Genomic DNA, 21,156 nt, shown 5'->3' on the forward strand with positions numbered 1-21,156 from the left:
AAAGTACGATTATATACCTTAAACATCATACCCAAAAATTAAGCTATACCAGATTCCATGTCAAAACAGGCAACATTATTGCTATATTCACACCAAATAACTTTGACACATTAAATGATTGAAAAAACCTCTTTTTGGCAACGAATTGGCGTTCAGGACTGGTTTCTGACCAATAATGAAGGCACTGCGGCTGCAAAAGCAAAATCCCTTACTCCTAATATTGTTTTTAAATACATTATTGAGAAGTTCGAAGAATCTATGGCAGAACTTTCTTTTGCAGAACGTATTGTTTTTTACCATGAATACATTATTTGTCTCAATGCAGATGACTATCGTGAGTTTATGGACAACAAGAAAGGTATATTGGGATTAATTGCTCAGGAATCTGTTAAGAATTTTTACGAAATATTGAATCAAAAAATCAATGATGGTAAAAAAGCAGAGCCATCCAGTAATAAATGGGTATTCCGTTTTGTATCTCACCCAGATTACAAACCTGGTGATAAAGGTTTCATAGGCAAATTGCTTCCAGACAATAATAAAAAAGAGGAAAATTTAAGGGTCACGTTTATTCCTCGCCAAACGGGTATGGCGCAGACGTTTGATATCAATAATGACATCCTCAAAGATTTTATATTCTACAGTGAGGGGTATTATGAAATACCTTACGTGAGCACCTTGATATTCGACTCTAAAACTCCGCTTCAAAAAGAAAATGAACTGCTAGCAAGATTTGAAACTACCCTGCCCGATAGGGCTTATTCTGGGAAAAAAGTAGAATTTTTAATGAAAAAAGAAGAGATCATTGTAACAGGCGAGGAGGATTCAAGAGCTGAGGATTTTATATTTAAAATACCTTCAGAATGGGTTAATTCACCTCACCTTAAAATAAGATACAGCAATGCAGATGATAAATTTTACCTGGCATCTTTTGGAGAAAAAACGATAGTTAATGAAAATCTGATTGAACGAAGCGACATCAATGGCCCAAAATGGACAGAGTTGCCGCTTAACTCCAGGATCATTCTAAATGGAATTATAGGTATGAACATTTTTAAATCGTAATTGAGTATGTCACATATTCTTTCCATAGCATTCCTCGTTCTCTGTTTGGCAATACTTATTTCACACTTTAGACACGTTAAAAATTCACCTGAATAAGATGAGTAAAAATTATTTTGGAATAACAGATATTGGCAAGGTTCGAAGCAATAATGAAGATACCTTTATTGCAAAAGAAACCGCTTCTGGCGATTTTATAATTGCCTGTGTAATTGATGGCGTGGGTGGTTACTCCGGTGGAGAAATTGCTGCAGAGATTACTAAACTATCAGTATTAGAGCATTTGAGTAAGCCTGAGGGTGACATTTTATCACTCATGAAAAAGGCAATATCAGAAGCGGATGCAAAAATTGTTGCAGAAAAACAGCAGGTAAAAGAGCTGGAAAATATGGCTTGTGTATTAACATTGGCTATTGTAGACCTGAAAAAAAATATTTTGCATTATGTTCATGTAGGCGATACAAGGATGTATCTGCTACGAGACAATTCTTTAGTTAAGATTACACGTGATCAGTCTTTTGTGGGTTTTATGGAAGATAGTGGACGCTTAACAGAAGCAGAAGCCATGAAACATCCCAAACGTAATGAGATCAACAAAGCATTAGGCTTTGGGACGAATCTGAAGGATCAGGAAGATTATATAGAAATGGGCCAATCGCCATTTTTACCCGGAGATCTATTGTTGCTCTGCAGTGATGGTCTATCTGATATGCTCAATAAAAATGAGATCATAGCTACGCTAAGCGAAGGTAAGGATTTAGCTGAACAAGGAACAAAGCTTGTTGCCGCAGCAAATAAGAATGGTGGCGCAGACAATATTACCGTTGTACTGGTAAAAAATACAAATCCTCTTGCTAAACATGAGGCCACTAAACCAGAGCAGCCAGCCAAACCATTAGTTGCATCTCAGTCAGCACTTTTTGATGAAGTACAGCCGACAACCAAAGTTGTCGCAGAAGAGAGAGTAGAAATTCCTATTCGGGATGTTACACCAACAATTGTGTACAAATCACGATATGGCCTAACTCTTTTACTTTCTTTAACCGCCCTTATATTTATGATTAGCACAGCATATTTAGTTTGGTTTTATGATATCCACCCAGCTCGCCAAGTGAAGCAACAGCCGCTTACAGAGGTCACAGAAAAAAGAAATACCAAAGAAATTATGCTTCAGGACACCCTCAACAAAATGAAGGGCCAAACACTGGTATTGACAGATTCACTCTTTTCATCGCCCATTATTTTACATCAGCCGCTGGAGTTTAATAGGGATACCATTTATTTAAAGTCTGATAAAGAGTTGGTCTTCATTAGTGATTCTCTTTATAAGGGGGTTGCAGTAAATGTAAGACCGGCCAGCAAGTTTATACAATTAAATAATATTGCCTTTGAGAATTTCAATACGGCCATCTTAACAGCAAATAATGCATTGGTATTAAAAAACGTACGTTTCACCAATTGTCCCAATACGATACAAAGCACATTTAACCTGTCGCAAAAGAAATATATTAATGGTAAGATTCCATTTAGCTCTTTTACAGCAGATTCGTTATCTCTGAAGGCCATTGATTAGCATGAATAGAAGGACTGAACGCATCTTTATTTTATTGATCACCATTGTTTTAGGTGCATTATTTTTTACACTTTTCAGTGTGTTGCAGCATAGCTTCTCTGATGTAAATTCCCGTTTGGAGAGTGGAACAATGATTAACTTAAACAATAAGCATGCTGGTGCCTACATGACCCGCCTTTTACAAAAAGGGTATTATTTTGAAGATAAGCGCGACATCGCAATTATTGAAAGTGTGGTTACTAAAGGCATAAAATCATTCGCTGAACCCATCGACAATGTTGGAGAATTAAATAAAAACAAGTTTTTTGTTGATGCAGATGTTGCCTATTCCTCAGGTGGGGAAGTATTTAAAAAGCGTGTTGCAGATTCAAGAGCATTATTAGGTTACACAGGTGATGATGAGCAACGCTTTTATCAGGAACTAAAGAGCCCCCCGTCATTACCAGCGGTAAAAGATCTTGCGCTTGGCGAATTCAATATTGAAGGCAATATTATAAACAAGGAAAATAAAGCAGTTGCAGGTGTGCTGATCAAATTATCAATGATCTTACCTCAGGATAGTGGTTATGTAGAGAACGATTCTATACCGTTAAAGCCTGAACTGGTTTCATACGTCCGTACGAATGCTGACGGTCATTTTACTTTTCAGCATTTACCCTCTGGTAAAGGTTTTGAAATTTTACCCCTAAAGCCTGGCTACCAGTTTGGCAGATCTCAGGGCGTACAAGAATTGAGCAGCGATGCCAGTTTTACCTTTAGGCAATCGCCACATACCATACGGCTATTTTCTACGCGCGACTTTAAAATTCTAAAGAAAGAAAAATCACTTATCGTACGAAGCATTTCTGAGTACAACCAATGGTTTTGGATTATTGTAGGTAGCTTTTTTATTGGCTTCTGGTTTTTACACTTGGTAATGAGCATTAAATTCCCACAAGCAGACCAATTGGTACTGCCGCTGGTCATGCTCATGACAGGTATTTCTTTTATAACGTTATTAAGCTTGCAGGATCCGCTAAGAGATCGGTTTTTGGCTAGAGATTCGCTCTTCTTTTTTGGAATTGGCATCATAGGTATATTAATTGTCCTATTGATAAATTTTAGAAAATTCACGGTGGATTCCCGTTTTTATCGGATGTTGGTATTAACCAATAAAAGTAACAAGGCTAATGGCTGGCAATGGGCAGTAGCAGCACTTGGTCTTTTGGCATTGACTATTGTATTTGGCAGTGGTCCTGAGGGTAGCGGGGTAAAAGTAAACCTATTTGGTGTACAGCCAAGTGAGATTGTAAAGTATGGCATTATTCTCTTCCTGGCAGGTTTTTTTGCCAGTAATGAAAAATTTATAACAGAGTACCGCAGCTGGAAAAAGAGGTGGTACTTTTTCTCTTTTGCTTTGGCAGCAATGCTTATCGCTATTTTATTGTATCTCGTTTTGGGAGATCTTGGTCCTGCAATGGTAGTCTGCTTTACCTTCATTATTCTATTCTCCTTTTCAAGGGGTGATTTTATGATGATGCTGATAGCGATTATAGTTTATAGCTTATCAGTTTGGTTTCTGAATATATGGATTGCCAGCCTTGCAACGGTTATTGTTATTGGCCTAACCATGTTCTTTAATAAGAAACAGACCAGCGAATCGGCTGTGATGGTAATTATGGTGATGGCGGGCTTTCTTTTGATAGACCAAATCCCTTACTTGGATAAGTTGATACCAGGCCCCGTTAACAGGCTTTCTGAAAGAAAATCTATCTGGCAGGATCCATGGAATAATGAAGTTTATGGTGGCGACCAGGTTGCTAATGGAATTTGGGCAATGGCGGGTGGTGGCCTTAGTGGTCAAGGTGTAGGTGAAGGGTTTGCCAAAACCATTCCCGAAGCACATACTGATATGATCTTGCCTGCAATTGGAGAGGAGTTTGGCTGGGCAGCAATAACAGGTATATTTATTTTATTCCTCGTTTTACTAAATCGTTCCATTGTTATAGGGCGACGAACGGGTACACCATTTCTATTCTACCTTTCAGCAGGCGTTGGGATCAGTCTCTTTGTACAGTTCCTCTTAATTGCAGGAGGATCAACTGGTGCTTTACCCCTTTCTGGTGTGGCATTACCCTTTATTAGTTATGGAGGCTCGTCACTTGTTGCAAATATGCTGGCCGCGGGTTTTCTCATTTCTGTCTCTAAAGTTAAAGGAACAGCCTTACAGATGGAATTCATCACTAAACAGCAAGATAAGAATTTGGTCCCTGCTCTACTTTCGGCCAGTATCGCTGTGCTCCTTTTAACTGTAACCGTTTCTAAATATGTAATCGATAATAAGAAATGGGTAGTGCAGCCTGCACTTGTAGCAGATAAAAGTGGCGCCAGGATGTTTAGTTACAACCCTCGTATTGCCATATTGATGAACAAATTGGAAGCTGGTGAATTGTATGACCGAAACGGTAAAATACTGGCGACTAGTAATCCTGATAAGATTAGAAAACAGCTTAATGTTTTAAATAAGGCTGGTATTAATTACAACCTTGATTCTGCAATGCATAAAAGAGTTGATCGTTATTATCCTTTTGAAGCGCAAACATTTTTCTGGACTGGCGATGTAAACACAGGCGTATTTAATGGTAGTACCAATGGTTATTTTGGTGAATATGAACATGCCGCTGAACTTAGAGGTTTCCACACGCCTATTACTTCATTAAATACAAAAGCAAACAAGTATAGAGAAGACCGTTTCTTGCCCCGTGGTGTAAAAGAAATGACTGTTGGTAAAAGAGATTATTCAGAGTTAGCACCTTTACTGCTCGCTGGTATAAATAGTGTTGAAGTTGCAGCATTTAAAAAACGAAATAGGGATGTTAAGCTGAGTTTAGATGCGCGATTACAAACCGCCATTCAGCATTCTATAAGTCAGGATGATTCTTTAAAAAACAACCGGGTTTCAGTTGTGGTTATGGAAGATATTACTGGTGATGTGCTAGCTTCGGCTGTTTATCCATTGCCACAGGTTAAGGATTGGGAATTGTTGACCATGACGACTGCCGAACAAAATAAACTGGCAGGTTGGTACACCAATGTTGATCTGGGTTTTACCTACGCTACCCAACCAGGATCAACAGCCAAGGTACTTACCGCAATGGCATCATTTAACAAACTGGGGTTAGCCGCCATACAGAAGACTTTTAATGTAAGCATGAACGAAAGGATCCGGACCAAAGGGATTGAACCTGATGAGACAGGAAAAATCAATCTGGAACGTGCTATTGTAAAATCCAACAATGTGTATTTTATAAAGTTAGCCAATCAAGAACACTTGCAGGAGGATATGGCTACGCTGTACCTAAAGACGGGCATGTTTTTGCGCGGCGTTGGTGGCTACTATTTTGATAAAGCCTTGAACAACGAAAAGCAGGAAGAGAAATGGATGGACCTTTGGCGACGAACCGAGTTCAATACGAAGCCTAAATATGATCCTGAAAATATAAGAAGAACCAGGGCGAAAGGTATTTCGGGTATGGCATGGGGCCAGGGTGAGCTTATTGCTACACCCGCAGCAGTAGCACGATTAGCTTCTGCGGTAGCAAATAAAGGAATGCTGGTCCCAAACAGATATGTATTGAAAATTAGCGACTCTACAGTAGCTGTAAAACCAGGAATAAAGCTGGCAAACGATCCTAAGTACGCCGAGCTATTGACAGATTTTATGCTGAAGCAAAGTGCAGGTAAATCTTCTACGCTTGGATTGACTGTTGCAGGTAAAACGGGTACCCCAGAAAGGGTTTGGAAAAAGGAACGCATAAATGATGGTTGGTATGTATTCTTTGCACCTAAGAAAAATGGTAAAGGACATATTGTAGTTTGTGTAAGAATAGAATCTACAAAAGGTTCAAGCAAGGCTGTATTATTAGCAGGCCAACATGTGGTACCTGTTCTGAAAGCGCTAGGGTATCTGGAAGAAACAATAAAACCTGCTGTAGTGGCGGCTATGAAAAAAGTTCCTGCAACTGTTGCAGCAGAAAACCAGGTCATTAATTGATTGTTGATTTAAAAAAGAAGAGATGTTTAATTTATTTAATAAGAATACGCCGGAAAAACCTCAAGATGTGAAAGCTATAAGGGAATCCCTTCTGGTTTTCATTAAGCAGGAATTACAAAAGATGGAAGGTGGAGAAGGCAGGAATATAAAGGGTTTTCAGCTATTCATTTGCTGTTTATCTGCAGAACAATTTATGTACGATTCTGCATTGTTTTCTGCAGAGCAAGATCGTTTTAAAAATGAGATTCAGCGCATTGCGGATGATTTTGCTATAGATCTGCCAGAGGCCTGGACAATGGAAACGCTCTATGTTGATGTGTTACCAGAAAGTGCAATTAAGATGGCAAATCTGGATGTGGCATTCTACATCAAGACACCAGAGCATGTTGCAATCCAAAAACTGGAGACTGGATACATCAAAATACTTGCAGGTGAAGCTGAACAACTAGTTTACACAATAAAATCTGGAGACGGAAGAATAAACATTGGAAGAGGGCGACAAGCGCAGGATACAGATGGTTTTTTCAGGAATAACGAAATTGCTTTTCCAGACGAGAGTACAAATGAATGCAATAAATACATTAGCAGGCAACATGCACACATAGAATGGAATAATGAAGCGGATGCGTTCATGCTTTTTGCCGATGATGGCGGTGTACCACCAAGAAATAAAGTTAAAATTCGTTCTAAGTCAGATCATAATCCTGTTAAGTTGACTTTTACAGAACTTGGATTTGTACTGCATGAAGGCGATCAAATTATATTAGGAGAATCTGCTGTACTAGTGTTCAGCTACAATCAATAAACAGTAAATGGCAAAGGTATTCACAATAACAGATGGATTAGAAAATATGGGTGCGCTGAGTACTGGCGGCCAAGGCTCTGTTTATAAGGGTAAACGCATGGGTGCCATTATCTCTGCTGTAAAATTATTACCTACACCTATTTACACGGAAAATGCAGAAGATAAAAACTTCAGGGACTTTCAGAACGAGGTAGAGAAACTGAAAAAAGTTAATGAAGACCCTAACCCTAACGTGGTAAAAATCATTAACTCCGGACTAACAGAAAGCGGGTCTTTTCCATTTATAGAAATGGAGTACATAGAAGGTCCAGATTTGGAGCAATTGCTAATAGCACCACATCCACCGGTTTTCAGCATAAGGGAAACAATTAAATTGGCTACTCATCTTTCAAATGCGCTATCACATTGTCATAGAGCTGGTGTAAAGCATGGGGATATTAAAAGTAATAATGTAAAATTCAATACTGATACAGGTAATTATATCTTGTTGGATTTTGGTCTGGCAGTCATGTCCGATGAGCAGCGCAGGTCTAGTCTTCGCCATGCGGGCGCCGTTGAGTTTATGGCACCAGAACAGCATGAAGGTGAAATGTTATTCCAAACGGATATCTACAGTTTTGGCGTTATCGTTTATGAATTACTTGCGGGTGTTGTACCTTTTCCATTGATCAGCAAAGGTGAGTCTAACCGTAATCAGGTGATGTTGGCACACATAGAAAGAGATATACCTGATCTTATGCTGCTCCGAAAGGATAAGCTACCAGAAGAATGGAATGAGGAAAAGAAGGCGGCAGAGATGAAAGTTCCTGAATGGTTACTCGAAATAGTTGCAAACTGCCTAAAGAAATCACCATCAGATCGTTATCCAAACGGAATCACATTGCATGAGGCAGTATGTAACCAACTGGAAAATAATATAGTTGTAAATACAACTATGCCTCTTATTGAGAAAGATAGGGAAGCTTTAAGGTTAGCAGAAGTAAATGAGCAACTAACTGCAGAAGTAAATAAATACAGAACATACTTTAAAAATAGATCTATTTATATAGGTATTGCAATGGTATTGGTTTGTTTGGTAACTTTAGCATTAAGTTCATTATTTAACAGTGGGAAAAATTCGGAAACTGTATTGCAGGAAAGGGCAGTAATCGCTAAAGCAGATAGTCTTAAAATAATGAAGAGCAAAGACGCGGAAAGTAAAAAAATCAATATACCGGCAAAGAAGAAAAAAGTACCGGCAAAAACTAAAGATGGTCTAGTAAATGATGTTCCTGAATTTTAACAGCGCTAAAAAATGAGTAAAGTATTTACTATAACAGAAGGATTAGAAAATATGGGAGCCCTGCGGACAGGTGGTCAAGGCTCAGTGTACAAAGGAAAAAGAATTGGTGAGATCATCACTGCTGTAAAAATATTACCCACACCTATACATACAGAAAATATAGATGATAAAAACTATAGGAACTTTAAGAACGAAGTAGAGAAACTTAAAAAAGTAAATGAGATTCCTAATCCCAATGTGGTAAAAATAGTAAACTCAGGCCTTACAGAAAGTGGTTCATTTCCTTTTATAGAAATGCAATACATAGAAGGGCCAGATTTGGAAGAACTACTTCAGCCGCCACATACGCCTATTTTCACTATCAGGGAAACAAAAAAACTGGCACATCAACTGGCTAATGCACTGGCACACTGCCATAGAGTTGGTGTAAAACATGGTGATATTAAAAGTAACAACGTAAAATTTAATACAGATACAGGCAACTACATATTGCTTGATTTCGGATTGGCTATCATGTCTGACGAACAGCGCCGCAGCAGCATACAGCATGCAGGTGCTGTAGAATTTATGGCACCCGAACAACATGATGGAGAAATGTTTTTCCAGACCGACATTTATAGCTTTGGAATAGTATTATACGAATTGCTTGCCGGCCAGGTGCCTTTCCCATTAACGAATAAAGGAGAGGCTACAAGAAATGCTGTAATGGTATCTCACATGGAGAAACCTGTTCCTGACCTGCTGGTACTGCGTAAAAGTAAAATACCAGAGAACTGGTCTGCAGAGACAAAAGCAAGGGAAATGAACATCCCATTTTGGCTAACAGAGGTAATTAAGAAGTCTCTGGAAAAAAATCCGGAAAAACGCTATGCCAATGGAACGGAACTTCAGGAAGCAATCTTGCATGAAAATATTGAGCAAGCAAGTGTTCCTTTGGTTAAATCAGTGAAAGTATCAATAGCAACACCCGTACCACCTACATTAGACATGGGCACTATCAATCCTGGTGAATTACGATCGCCAGATACGATGGAAGTATCCAAGCCATTATTTATTTCACTTATTTTATTACTCTTAGCCTCAGTTGGATACTCTTCGTATTCCTTATTTTTTACAAATACAGACAGCAAACAGGTTGTTTATCAAGACTCTCTTGCTAGCCATCCGCCTGATACTCCTGCATTAAATAAACCCTATCCGGTTCATCCTGACACTACAAAAATCATTACTCCAAAAGTAGTGATAGACACAGCAAAACGAAGTGCAGAAGTTGATAGTTTAAAAAAGGCATACATAGCGCAAACGGGCGACAAAAATGTGAAGATTGATCCCCCTGTTGTTCCTGTAGACAATGGAATGGAACCTGTGTTGGTTAGTGATGGCAAGAAGTATAAAATGCCAAAAGGTGCTGCATATTTTTATGATGACCCAAGTGCCGAATCGGTAAAACATGGTGTGGCAATAATCGGGGTAAATTATAAGATTAGTGTGCTGGATGAGCAAAATGGCTTCATTCTAATTACCCATACCAACAACGCTGGAGAGGTAACAAAGGGATGGCTAAATAAGAATGACTTAAGAGAAATTGTACAGCGTTAAAAAAAATAAAACTTTTTCAAACTATCCGTGTTATGTTGATAGTTTGTTTGGTTTTGTTGATCTGTGGTGGGTCAACATCTATTAAAACAGGGATGGCCTTCTAGCTTATCCCTGTTTCTTTTTTAGTCCGGCCCTAGCTTTCCTTTTCCTTTGTTAGATAATAAATTGGAATCCCTACAATCATAATAAGTACACCCCATCCACAAGTTGCAAACTTGTACCTAAGTAGTCCAATACACAGTGCAGAAGCAAGTATGATGTATAGTGCCGGTAAAACAGGGTAACCAAAGGCCCTGTAAGGTCGCTCAGCATTTGGCATTTTTCTTCTAAGAATGAAGATTCCGTAAATGGTAAGGATATAAAAGATCATCACTATGATGACTACAAAATCAAGTAGATCTCCATACCTGCCAGTAAGACAAAGTGCCGAAGCCCATATTCCTTGTATCCATAAGGCCCATTCGGGAACGTCAGACTTATTTAACTGAGCTGCCTTTTTAAAAAACAAACCATCTTTAGCCATTGTATAATATACACGTGCACCTGCCATTATCAAACCGTTGTTACAAGCAAATGTAGAGATCATAATCATTACAGCGATAATAATTGTACCTGCCTCACCAAAAATGTACTGCGCGGCAACTACGGCAACCCTATCAGATTTAGCTGTTGCAATGACATCCAAAGGCAATACAGCGATATACATCAAGTTTGCAAGTATGTAGATTACTGAGACAATAAATGTTCCAAGAAAAAGACTTAAACCTACGTTGCGCTGCGGGTTTTTAATTTCTCCGGCTATAAAGGTAACCCCGTTCCAGGCATCACTAGAAAACAATGAACCTACCATAGCTGCAGATATGCCTGAAAGCAATAGCGAGCCGTTGATGTTAGTCCAACTCATTGTTGTGGTATTGAATGCTCTTGGTGTCCATACGTTGGCCCAGTTGGCATTCCATATCTCCGCTTTTGCGGCAAGCGTAAACCCAAATATAATTAAGCCAAACAAAGATAATATTTTGATGATGGTAAGGATAGTTTGCAGGATTTTACTGTCCTTAACGCCTTTACTATTTACGTAGGTAAGAAATACTATGGTAATAATTGATACAATTTGCGCAGCATTCAATTTAAAACTACCCAACTCATATAGTATGTTTTCATTACTCAATGGTTCATAGAGGTACGCAGCAAACTTGGAAAAGGCTACGCCTACTGCAGCAATTGTTCCGGTTTGGATTACCGCGAAAAGACTCCAGCCATAAAGAAATGCAATCAGTTTATTGTAGGCTTCTTTAAGGTATACGTACTGCCCTCCAGCTTTTGGAAACATCGCACTTAGTTCTCCATAGCTAACTGCAGCTATCATGGTAATTATAGCGGTAACCACCCAAATGGCAATAAGCCAGAAGGCAGATCCAACCTGTCTTGCAATGTCTGCACTCACAATAAATATTCCTGAACCGATCATTGATCCAACAACGAGCATTGTACCGTCCAGCAGACCGAGTTCCCGCTTAAATGAACCGTCTTGAATTTCCTTTTCCATTATATTATGAGTTAGTTTTGCTTGGTTCGCTAATATATTTAAAATTTGCAACTTATGTGAAAAACTACTTTATATCGGGTATATAATGAATAACTTGATAAAATATTTGGTAATTTCATAAACACCGTTATTTTTGCATCCCCCACTATATTTTACCTGGCAATAAAAGTCGCCATAAAGAAATAAATGTAGTGGAGGAACTAACCAAATACTAAAAGCTAAAACTAAACAGAACATCAATTATGGAGTTTTTACAAGACAATTTAATTTATTTGATCCCCGTGCTGGGATTGATCAGCCTCATTGTGATGGCGGTCAAAAGCGCATGGGTGAACAAACAGGATGCAGGCGACAAAAATATGCAGGAACTTGCAGGCTATATTGCGGATGGTGCCATGGCATTCTTAAAGGCTGAATGGCGCGTGTTAAGCATATTTGTACTTTTTGCGGGAGCACTTCTTGCCTATTCTGGAACCATACACGAAATAAACGGCAGGCCAATTCATTCCAGTTGGATCATTGCTGTTTCTTTTGTAATTGGTGCGGTTTTTTCTGCAACTGCCGGTTACATTGGTATGAGATCTGCAACAAAAGCAAACGTACGCACAACACAAGCAGCGAGAACAAGTTTAAAGCAAGCTTTAAAAGTTTCTTTTACTGGCGGTACAGTGATGGGACTTGGAGTTGCCGGACTTGCAGTACTTGGCTTGGGCAGCTTATTTATTGTCTTCCTTCATTATTTTGATGTCATAGGTGTTGATGGTGTAAATCGCATCAATATGAGAACAGCCATTGAGGTATTGACCGGGTTCTCTCTGGGAGCTGAATCTATCGCTTTATTTGCGCGCGTTGGAGGTGGTATCTATACTAAGGCTGCCGATGTAGGCGCCGATCTTGTAGGAAAGGTAGAAGCTGGAATTCCGGAGGATGATGTGCGTAACCCTGCAACTATTGCCGACAACGTAGGTGATAACGTAGGTGATGTAGCCGGAATGGGAGCTGATCTTTTTGGCTCTTATGTAGCTACAATTTTAGCTACTATGGTGTTAGGACAAGAAATCACTGTTGTGGATAAATTCGGAGGCATGTCTCCAATACTGCTGCCAATGGTAATATGCGGACTAGGTATTTTATTCTCTATTGTAGGAACATGGTTTGTAACCATAAAAGATGAAAATTCAAGTGTACAAAATGCTTTAAATTTAGGCAACTGGTCATCCATTTTAATCACAGCTATTGCTTCTTACTTTATTGTAATGTGGATGCTACCGGACACCCTAAGTCTTAGAGGTTATGAATTCTCAAGTATCAATGTATTTTACGCCATTATGGTTGGCCTAATCGTTGGAACCATTATGAGTGTGGTAACAGAGTACTATACTGCAATGGGTAAAGGCCCTGTTAATTCAATTATTCAACAATCATCAACAGGACACGCCACCAATATTATTGCTGGGTTATCTGTTGGGATGAAATCTACGGTAATTCCTATTTTAGTTCTGGCAGGAGGTATTATGGCGTCCTACCATTTTGCAGGATTATATGGTGTTGCAATTGCAGCAGCTGGTATGATGGCTACAACTGCCATGCAACTGGCTATTGATGCATTTGGACCAATTGCAGACAATGCCGGTGGTATTGCAGAAATGAGTCAGCTACCTCCTGAAGTTCGCGAACGCACCGACAATTTAGATGCAGTAGGAAATACTACGGCTGCTACAGGAAAGGGATTTGCAATCGCATCAGCAGCGCTAACATCTCTCGCACTTTTTGCAGCATTTGTTGGTATTGCGGGCATAACAGCAATCGATATTTATAAAGCACCTGTATTGGCAGGATTATTTGTAGGTGGTATGATACCATTTGTTTTCTCAGCACTATGTATCCAGGCAGTAGGTAAAGCCGCAATGGACATGGTACAAGAAGTACGCAGACAGTTCCGCGAGATCCCTGGAATTATGGAATATAAAGCAAAGCCTGAATATGACAAGTGCGTAGCGATTTCAACCAAAGCATCCCTCCGTGAGATGATGCTACCAGGTGCAATTGCATTGATTACTCCAATTGTTGTAGGTTTCATCTTTGGCCCAGAAGTACTTGGTGGTTTACTTGCCGGTGTTACTGTTGCAGGTGTTCTGATGGGAATTTTCCAGAGCAATGCCGGTGGCGCATGGGATAATGCCAAAAAATCATTTGAAAAAGGTGTAGAAATCAATGGTGAGATGTACTACAAAAAATCTGAGCCGCATAAGGCTTCTGTTACTGGCGATACAGTAGGAGATCCTTTTAAAGACACTTCAGGTCCGTCAATGAACATTTTAATTAAATTGATGTCTATTGTTTCCCTTGTTATTGCTCCTTACATTGCAATTAGCAGTACTCCGGGTGTTTCTGAAACAGCACCAGAAAGAAAAGCCACTACTATAATGGTAGATTCAACTTTAAAAGTAATAAAAACTGTTGATGTACAAGGAAACACCAAATTAGATACAATTAATAATGCAAGTGACGCCACAAAAGTTATTGAATAACGATAAACTACTTTATTAATTACAATTGTTACGAATAAAAGGGATTTTGAGATAAAATCCCTTTTATTTTTAGACATATTTTCTTTACGTTTGATTTTCGTAATTCATTTTAAAAAACTAAACTAAACTTATGGGTCTTTTTACAAAGAAATCAATTACACAATTACTCGCCGATGCCTCGGAGTCTGAGAAGACTTTAAAGCGGACGCTTACCGCAGGATCGCTGGTCGCTCTCGGTATCGGTGCAATCATTGGTGCAGGTTTGTTTGTGCGTACTGCTTCTGCTGCTGCGCAAAATGCTGGCCCTTCTGTAACCATCGGATTTATAGTTGCAGCCATAGGCTGTGCTTTAGCCGGCTTATGTTATGCTGAGCTATCTTCTTCCATTCCAATTTCAGGCAGTGCTTACACTTACACTTACGCCACAATGGGTGAGTTATTGGCTTGGATTATAGGATGGGATCTAGTACTCGAATATGCAGTGGGTGCTGCAACTGTGGGTATTGCCTGGAGCGAGTACCTAAATAACCTGTTGGTCAACGTCTTCAATGCCAGTCCCATTCCTTATGAATGGTGCCACTCTCCATTTGAAACATCTTTGGCAGGGGTAACAGGTATTATGAATTTACCAGCACTATTTATAGTATCGTTATTGAGCTTATTACTAATTAAAGGAACTCAGGAATCTGCATTTGTTAACGGAATTATTGTAATCACAAAAGTAGCTATCGTTATCCTGATTATAATTTTTGGATGGGGCTTTATCAATCCTGCCAACCATACACCATATATTCCTGAACCATCTGTTTTTACAGACAGCGAAGGAATCAACCATAATTTTGGAGGTATAATGGGTATCCTCGGTGCTGCAGGAACAGTATTCTTTGCCTTTATTGGTTTTGATGCGGTAAGTACTGCCGCTCAGGAAACAAAAAATCCTAAAACAGCCATGCCGATCGGTATTCTTGGATCTTTGGCCATCTGTACTGTGTTATATATACTATTTGCTCACGTATTAACCGGACTTGCGCCAGTAGAGTTTTTCAGGACTAATGGAAAAGAAGCATCTGTAGTAGCTGCCATTCATAGTTTCATGCCTGGTTATGAATGGCTTGGTAAATTAGTTACAGTGGCTATTCTTGCTGGATTTTCTTCAGTAATACTAGTAATGCTATTAGGACAGAGCCGCGTATTTTACTCAATGAGTAAGGATGGATTATTACCTAAAGTATTTAGCGACTTGCACCCTAAATTTAAAACACCTTACAAAGCCAACCTAATTATCCTTGTACTTGTTGCATTATTTGCCGCATTTGTTCCGGGAGATATCGTAGGAGACATGACAAGTATTGGTACATTATTCGCCTTTATCCTGGTTTGTGCTGCAGTAATTGTGCTTAGAAAAACCGAACCTAATTTGCGAAGGGAGTTTAAAACCCCATGGGTGCCTTTCCTTCCAATCCTTGGTATTATTGTTTGTTCGGCCATGATATTTGGTTTACACTGGACAAACTGGCTTAGATTAATTGGCTGGCTTGCTATTGGTTTTGTGATCTATTTTGGTTACAGCAGAAAGCATTCTAAACTTGGTAATGAAGGAATAACAGTTGATCCAGTTGATCCTCCAGCACCAAAACTATAATTAAAATTACTTCTAGCAGCCCCTTCCAAAAATCTGGAAGGGGCTTTTTTTTACCATTTAATTCTGCAAAAGCTATACCTTTGAGCAATTAATCGAATTGTTCAGCTATGGAATTCAACTTCAGCCAGATCCTGTCTACCTCAATGGTGCTGTTTGCAATAATTGATATATTGGGCTCTATACCAGTTGTTATCGAACTACGAAGGAAAGCCGGCCATATACAATCAGAAAAGGCATCAATAGTTGCTACAATCCTAATGATCATTTTCTTATTTGCCGGAGAAACTTTACTAAAAGTGATTGGTCTTGATGTCGAATCTTTTGCAATAGCCGGATCTATAGTCATCTTCTTTATTGCTATGGAAATGGTACTTGGGTTGACCATCTTTAAAGATGGAGATGCGCCTGAAACTGTTTCTATTGTACCTCTTGCCTTTCCACTTATTGCCGGAGCAGGAACCATGACTACTTTACTTTCATTGAAAACCGAGTACGCTACGCAAAACATCATCATCGGTATTTTGATAAACATGGTTTTTGTGTACGTGGTATTAAAGAATACAGAAAGACTGGAAAACCTACTAGGTAAATCTGGCTTAAACGTACTTAGAAAAGCATTTGGTATTATCCTGCTTGCTATTGCAATTAAGTTATTCAGGAACAATACAGGACTTTAAAAAAAGCTTGATAAATATTAACAACTCAAAGCCGGTATGCCAGTCAACAGAACTTATTGTTTGATTAGTCTTGCTGCAAACATGGTATCAGCCTTATCATTATAGCCCTTTATCACATCCATCCTTTCCACTTTTAATGGTAGATTTTCCGTTAACCATTTAACTACTTCCTCATTTTCTTCAGTAAAAACAGAACAAGTAATATAAATAAGTGGTTTTCCCTGCTTAAGATACTTCACCACATTAGTGGCGATTGACTTTTGAAGCTTAGAAAAATAAGTCACCTTCTGTTCATCAAAATAATAGAGCATTTCAGGTGTCCGGCCCCATGTTCCCGAACCAGAGCAGGGTGCATCAAGAATAATCCCGTCAAATTCATAGTGATGAAGCTCCTGATCATTGTTTTTCAGTAAATCAAGAACCTTTTTTTGATACTTCTTTAATCCAGCCTCTTGAAAGCGCTCGTCAAGGTTGTTTAAGCTATTTTCTCTTACATCGCTTACAAGTAGCTGTATCTGCGGTTCCAAATCATGCAGAAGCAGTGATTTTCCACCAGAGGCCGCACAGCAGTCCCACCAATAATCCCACTTTTCAGGTGCAAAGAAATCCCCGGTCTTTTGAGAGGAAAGATCCTGTACCTGGTAGTATTTTTGACTTTTTAATAAGTGATCTAATTTTGTACCGTTTGGTAAAGCAATGGTCTTTTCTGAAAGTTGAGTGAAAGGAACATCTACAGCTAGTAATTCATCGGTAACTACTTTTAAATGCGCCGCTTTTATTCTTAGAAAAAGATCAGGCTGGGTTAAATAAGAAGTATAAAAATCATCTTTCTCAATAGCACTGCTAATTGCTGCGTTAAAATCAAATAGGTCTTCCAGCTTAAACTCTGGATACGCTTTCTCTATCAGCTCAACTTTATGCACAACACTTTCAGCTACCTGATCTTTAAGATCTGGCAGGTAACTATCAATTATTAAACTGGAGGTATGATTACAAAGAAAGTCTGCAATAGCTAATCTCTGCAGTTGACTTTCATTCTTCAATGCATTACCTAGTCTAAAAAAACTATAAATATAACGGGTAGCCCAGCGCCTATCGGAGGAACCCATTTGTTTGTTCTGCTTAAAGTAAGCAAATAAGAAACGATGAAGTGGCAATACACCATCATAACTTTTAAAAATTTGTTCAAAAGCTCTAACCTGATGTTCTACCCTCATTTAACTACAGTTAATGCGAAATTGTGATATTTCAATAGCATTACGCTTGTATTGATGTAGCCTTGTTTAGGATCATACTTAAATGTAAAGTTATTTTGCAAGCCACTATATTTTTCTTTTGTTAAAAACTGTTGATAATTTTTTCCATGTTCGCTTATCAGCTTTGCAAAATAATAACCTGAATCAAATCCTTTAAACGCATATTCACTAGGTTCAAAATGAAATGCCAAACGATATTTCCTAATAAATTGAGCTACTTCTTTGCGGGTATAGTCTACTTTATAGGAAGAACTGACAATGGTATTCAATGCCTGCAGCTTATCTGTGTTGTAGCTCTGCTTAATCCAATCCGGATTTCCGTACAAGTCTATTGAAAGTCCTGCATTCTTTAATTTGATCAATTTATCAATGGTTGCAATAACAAACTTTTTATTAGAAGAACTGAGCAGGATAACGTACTTTTTGTTCTTGATCAGTTTAAGTTCCATCGTATATACCGATGCAAATTCCTGGAAAAAGAAGGATTTATTGGGATCTTGAAAGAACTTCCTTAAAGGAGCTGCCATTAATTCATTGTCTGATGTTGCAGGATTGATAAGGACCACTACCGTTTGAACAGGATTATATTGTTGAGATACGTACTCGGCTATTTTCTCTGCATGCAAATCAACATTACTGCTCACCGAGATCATGTTCGGATTATTGAATTCCTTAGGATGGGTGGCCGCAAGCGGACTAACAATAGCTATATTTTTCTCTATAGAATAAGACCTGATGTGTTTCAACCCATCCGGAAAAATAGGGCCTACAATAAGGTTACTTGAAAGTAATTTACTGTTTTGTATTAAGCCATCTATCTGTGAATTATTATCACGGGTATCGAATACATTAAGCTTAAAGTTTAAGCCGGATGTAGCTGCAGAGTCCATACCCAACTTAAAGCCCTGGTAAAAGTCAATTGCCATCGCAGATTTTTCAACCTCAGCTTTTGTTGCAGTTTTCAAATTTATGCTGTTTAGCCTAAATGGCAACAACAAGGAAATAACCCCCTCGTTAAATTTGGCTACAAGCTTTTCAGGCTGTTTCTCTACTGCCTTAGGCATGTTCTTCGGTTTGGTAACCACGGGTATAACCTTTGGAGAACAAGCTGCTAGTATTAATCCAAGAAGAGCAACGAGCCAGAATTTACTCCCACTCAATAGTTGCCGGTGGTTTTGAGCTAATATCATATACAACGCGATTTATCCCTTTTACTTTGTTAATGATCTCATTCGAAATTTTTGCCAGTACAGGATACGGAAGGTGACACCAATCTGCTGTCATCCCATCTACTGACTCTACTGCCCTCAGACATATTACATTTTCATAGGTACGTTCATCACCCATTACTCCTACAGACTGCACAGGTAAGAATATAGCGCCTGCCTGCCAAACTTGATCGTATAATCCTGCCTCTTTTAAGTTGTCTATGTAAATCGCATCTGCTTCCTGAAGTATGGCTACCTTTTCTGCCGTAACTTCTCCAAGAATCCTGATGGCCAGACCCGGACCTGGGAAAGGGTGACGACCTATGATGAAATGTTCTAAACCTAAAGATTTACCAACCCTTCTTACTTCATCTTTAAATAAAGTATTCAATGGTTCAACTAGTTTCAGTTTCATGAAATCAGGCAAACCGCCTACATTATGGTGAGATTTTATGGTAGCCGATGGACCTTTTACTGAAACAGATTCAATTACATCTGGATAAATAGTTCCCTGAGCAAGCCAGATCACATCCTCTACATCATGCGCCTCATCGTCAAATACCTCTATAAATACCCGTCCAATTGCTTTACGCTTTAATTCAGGATCTTTTAATCCAGCAAGCTGACTTAAAAAACGATCTTTAGCATCAACACCTTTGATATTTAAGCCAAGATGTTTGTACTGTTCCAATACAGCCTCATATTCATTTTTACGAAGTAGTCCGTTATCGACAAAAATGCAATGCAAGTTCTTTCCAATCGCCTTGTGTAGCAAAATGGCTGCTACAGAAGAGTCTACCCCACCAGAAAGCGCTAGAACAACTTTATCGTTACCCAGTTTTTCTTGCAACGCGGCAATTGTTGTTTCAACAAATGCATCGGCCGTCCATTCCTGCTTACATCCACAGATGTCAACAAGGAAGTTTTCCAGCAGTTGCTTTCCATCCGTGCTATGTGTTACTTCTGGATGGAATTGTATTGCATACGTCTCTGAATCTTTAACCTGGAAAGCAGCAACCTTTACACTATCGGTGCTTGCAATTAGTTCAAAGTTTTCAGGAACTACAGTAATGGTATCTCCATGAGACATCCAAACCTGAGATCCTTTGCTAATATTTTTAAGTAATTTGTTTTCTGTAGCAACAAAGCTTAGGTTAGAACGACCATATTCTCTTGTTGAGGATTGCTGTACTTCGCCACCCATTTGCTGAGCGATGTATTGAGCACCATAACATACGGCTAGTACTGGATAATGGTGATGAAACTTTGCAAGATCTATTTGTGGAGCATCTTCCTGACGAACAGAAAAAGGGCTTCCAGAAAAAATGATTCCTTTTACGTCTGCTGTAAGTTCAGGAATGTTATTGAAGGGATGTATTTCGCAATAAACGTTTAACTCGCGTACCCTACGGGCAATTAATTGTGTGTATTGAGAACCAAAATCGAGAATAATGATTTTTTCTAGCATGGCCAAAGTTAAGAAAATTTAATGACCTCCACACCGAACCTTCGCAAAAAATCCACCCCTTCATCACTTGGTAAACCTTTATATGCTGCATAGGAATCCCTATATAGTACAATTTTAATACCTGAAGATAAGATCAGCCTGGCACAGGCAATACAGGGAGAAAGTGTGGTATAAAGCGTGGCACCGGAAATCTTTGATCCATTTTTAACCGCATATAGGATTGCATTTTCTTCAGCGTGCAAGGCAAGCGAGCAGCTCCCTTTCGAATCTCTGTCGCAACCCGTATCTGGCCATTCCTCATCGCAGTTATGCGTACCTGCAGGTGGCCCGTTATAGCCAATTGAAATGATTCGGGTATCTTTTGCCAGCACAGCACCTACATGCGCACGAACACAGTGTGAGCGCGCCGCAAGGTCTGATGCCAGGTTCATGAATATGTGATTAAAGCTTGGTTTACTCATTTTTTACAAT

The 21,156-nt window shown here is 39.0% G+C and carries 14 protein-coding genes; 9 read left to right on the top strand and 5 right to left on the bottom strand.

Annotated features, from left to right (window positions below; translation table 11 throughout):
- The first annotated feature begins 114 nt into the window (after positions 1–114).
- From ACVWYN_RS14865 to ACVWYN_RS14890, 6 genes are all read left to right on the top strand, one after another.
- Complete coding sequence (locus ACVWYN_RS14865) at positions 115–1,065, top strand: hypothetical protein (RefSeq protein ID WP_457289662.1); 951 nt, start codon at positions 115–117, stop codon at positions 1,063–1,065.
- Between the two features lie 97 nt (positions 1,066–1,162).
- Positions 1,163–2,635, top strand: coding sequence for a PP2C family protein-serine/threonine phosphatase (locus tag ACVWYN_RS14870; RefSeq protein ID WP_457289663.1), 1,473 nt, complete (start codon positions 1,163–1,165; stop codon positions 2,633–2,635).
- Between the two features lies 1 nt (position 2,636).
- Positions 2,637–6,668 (top strand): FtsW/RodA/SpoVE family cell cycle protein, encoded by a 4,032-nt coding sequence (locus ACVWYN_RS14875; RefSeq protein ID WP_457289664.1) that lies wholly within the window; start codon positions 2,637–2,639, stop codon positions 6,666–6,668.
- Positions 6,669–6,690: 22 nt separating this feature from the next.
- Positions 6,691–7,473, top strand: coding sequence for an FHA domain-containing protein (locus ACVWYN_RS14880; RefSeq protein ID WP_457289665.1), 783 nt, complete (start codon positions 6,691–6,693; stop codon positions 7,471–7,473).
- Between the two features lie 7 nt (positions 7,474–7,480).
- Entirely contained in the window at positions 7,481–8,755 is a 1,275-nt protein-coding gene (locus tag ACVWYN_RS14885; protein ID WP_457289666.1) for a serine/threonine protein kinase, read from the top strand.
- A gap of 12 nt (positions 8,756–8,767) precedes the next feature.
- Positions 8,768–10,354, top strand: coding sequence for a serine/threonine-protein kinase (locus tag ACVWYN_RS14890; protein ID WP_457289667.1), 1,587 nt, complete (start codon positions 8,768–8,770; stop codon positions 10,352–10,354).
- Positions 10,355–10,487: 133 nt separating this feature from the next.
- On the opposite strand, the gene ACVWYN_RS14895 is transcribed toward ACVWYN_RS14890, so the two are convergent.
- Positions 10,488–11,903: an APC family permease gene (locus tag ACVWYN_RS14895; RefSeq protein ID WP_457289668.1), complete on the bottom strand. Its 1,416-nt coding sequence runs from the start codon at positions 11,901–11,903 to the stop codon at positions 10,488–10,490.
- 242 nt (positions 11,904–12,145) lie between these two features.
- Between ACVWYN_RS14895 and ACVWYN_RS14900 the strand changes: the two genes are divergently transcribed.
- From ACVWYN_RS14900 to ACVWYN_RS14910, 3 genes are all read left to right on the top strand, one after another.
- Complete coding sequence (locus ACVWYN_RS14900) at positions 12,146–14,434, top strand: sodium-translocating pyrophosphatase (RefSeq protein WP_457289669.1); 2,289 nt, start codon at positions 12,146–12,148, stop codon at positions 14,432–14,434.
- A gap of 130 nt (positions 14,435–14,564) precedes the next feature.
- Positions 14,565–16,076, top strand: a complete 1,512-nt coding sequence (locus tag ACVWYN_RS14905; protein ID WP_457289670.1) for an amino acid permease — start codon at positions 14,565–14,567, stop codon at positions 16,074–16,076.
- 107 nt (positions 16,077–16,183) lie between these two features.
- The gene (locus tag ACVWYN_RS14910; protein WP_457289671.1) at positions 16,184–16,753 is read left to right on the top strand and encodes a MarC family protein; all 570 of its coding nucleotides are present in this window, start codon (positions 16,184–16,186) and stop codon (positions 16,751–16,753) included.
- A 53-nt stretch (positions 16,754–16,806) separates the two neighbouring features.
- Here ACVWYN_RS14910 and ACVWYN_RS14915 read toward each other — a convergent pair whose 3' ends face one another.
- Genes ACVWYN_RS14915 through ACVWYN_RS14930 form a run of 4 tightly spaced genes read right to left on the bottom strand, consistent with a single transcriptional unit; the run spans position 16,807 to position 21,146 of the window.
- Positions 16,807–17,970, bottom strand: coding sequence for an RsmB/NOP family class I SAM-dependent RNA methyltransferase (locus ACVWYN_RS14915; protein WP_457289672.1), 1,164 nt, complete (start codon positions 17,968–17,970; stop codon positions 16,807–16,809).
- Entirely contained in the window at positions 17,967–19,199 is a 1,233-nt protein-coding gene (locus tag ACVWYN_RS14920) for an ABC transporter substrate-binding protein (RefSeq protein ID WP_457289673.1), read from the bottom strand. Before ACVWYN_RS14920 ends, ACVWYN_RS14915 begins: the two co-directional genes overlap by 4 nt.
- The gene (guaA, locus tag ACVWYN_RS14925) at positions 19,156–20,685 is read right to left on the bottom strand and encodes a glutamine-hydrolyzing GMP synthase (RefSeq protein ID WP_457289674.1); all 1,530 of its coding nucleotides are present in this window, start codon (positions 20,683–20,685) and stop codon (positions 19,156–19,158) included. The genes ACVWYN_RS14920 and guaA overlap by 44 nt, the downstream gene beginning before the upstream one ends.
- A gap of 8 nt (positions 20,686–20,693) precedes the next feature.
- Complete coding sequence (locus ACVWYN_RS14930) at positions 20,694–21,146, bottom strand: deoxycytidylate deaminase (RefSeq protein ID WP_457289675.1); 453 nt, start codon at positions 21,144–21,146, stop codon at positions 20,694–20,696.
- Positions 21,147–21,156 lie beyond the last annotated feature (10 nt).

This window comes from Pedobacter sp. UYP24 (assembly GCF_054057295.1).

Excerpts from the sequence above, each read along its gene's own strand:
- ACVWYN_RS14865 (WP_457289662.1), top strand. The coding sequence starts at position 115 with ATGATTGAAAAAACCTCTTTTTGGCAACGAATTGGCGTTCAGGACTGG.
- ACVWYN_RS14870 (WP_457289663.1), top strand. The coding sequence starts at position 1,163 with ATGAGTAAAAATTATTTTGGAATAACAGATATTGGCAAGGTTCGAAGC.
- ACVWYN_RS14875 (WP_457289664.1), top strand. The coding sequence starts at position 2,637 with ATGAATAGAAGGACTGAACGCATCTTTATTTTATTGATCACCATTGTT.
- ACVWYN_RS14880 (WP_457289665.1), top strand. The coding sequence starts at position 6,691 with ATGTTTAATTTATTTAATAAGAATACGCCGGAAAAACCTCAAGATGTG.
- ACVWYN_RS14885 (WP_457289666.1), top strand. The coding sequence starts at position 7,481 with ATGGCAAAGGTATTCACAATAACAGATGGATTAGAAAATATGGGTGCG.
- ACVWYN_RS14890 (WP_457289667.1), top strand. The coding sequence starts at position 8,768 with ATGAGTAAAGTATTTACTATAACAGAAGGATTAGAAAATATGGGAGCC.
- ACVWYN_RS14895 (WP_457289668.1), bottom strand. The coding sequence starts at position 11,903 with ATGGAAAAGGAAATTCAAGACGGTTCATTTAAGCGGGAACTCGGTCTG.
- ACVWYN_RS14900 (WP_457289669.1), top strand. The coding sequence starts at position 12,146 with ATGGAGTTTTTACAAGACAATTTAATTTATTTGATCCCCGTGCTGGGA.
- ACVWYN_RS14905 (WP_457289670.1), top strand. The coding sequence starts at position 14,565 with ATGGGTCTTTTTACAAAGAAATCAATTACACAATTACTCGCCGATGCC.
- ACVWYN_RS14910 (WP_457289671.1), top strand. The coding sequence starts at position 16,184 with ATGGAATTCAACTTCAGCCAGATCCTGTCTACCTCAATGGTGCTGTTT.
- ACVWYN_RS14915 (WP_457289672.1), bottom strand. The coding sequence starts at position 17,970 with ATGAGGGTAGAACATCAGGTTAGAGCTTTTGAACAAATTTTTAAAAGT.
- ACVWYN_RS14920 (WP_457289673.1), bottom strand. The coding sequence starts at position 19,199 with ATGATATTAGCTCAAAACCACCGGCAACTATTGAGTGGGAGTAAATTC.
- guaA (WP_457289674.1), bottom strand. The coding sequence starts at position 20,685 with ATGCTAGAAAAAATCATTATTCTCGATTTTGGTTCTCAATACACACAA.
- ACVWYN_RS14930 (WP_457289675.1), bottom strand. The coding sequence starts at position 21,146 with ATGAGTAAACCAAGCTTTAATCACATATTCATGAACCTGGCATCAGAC.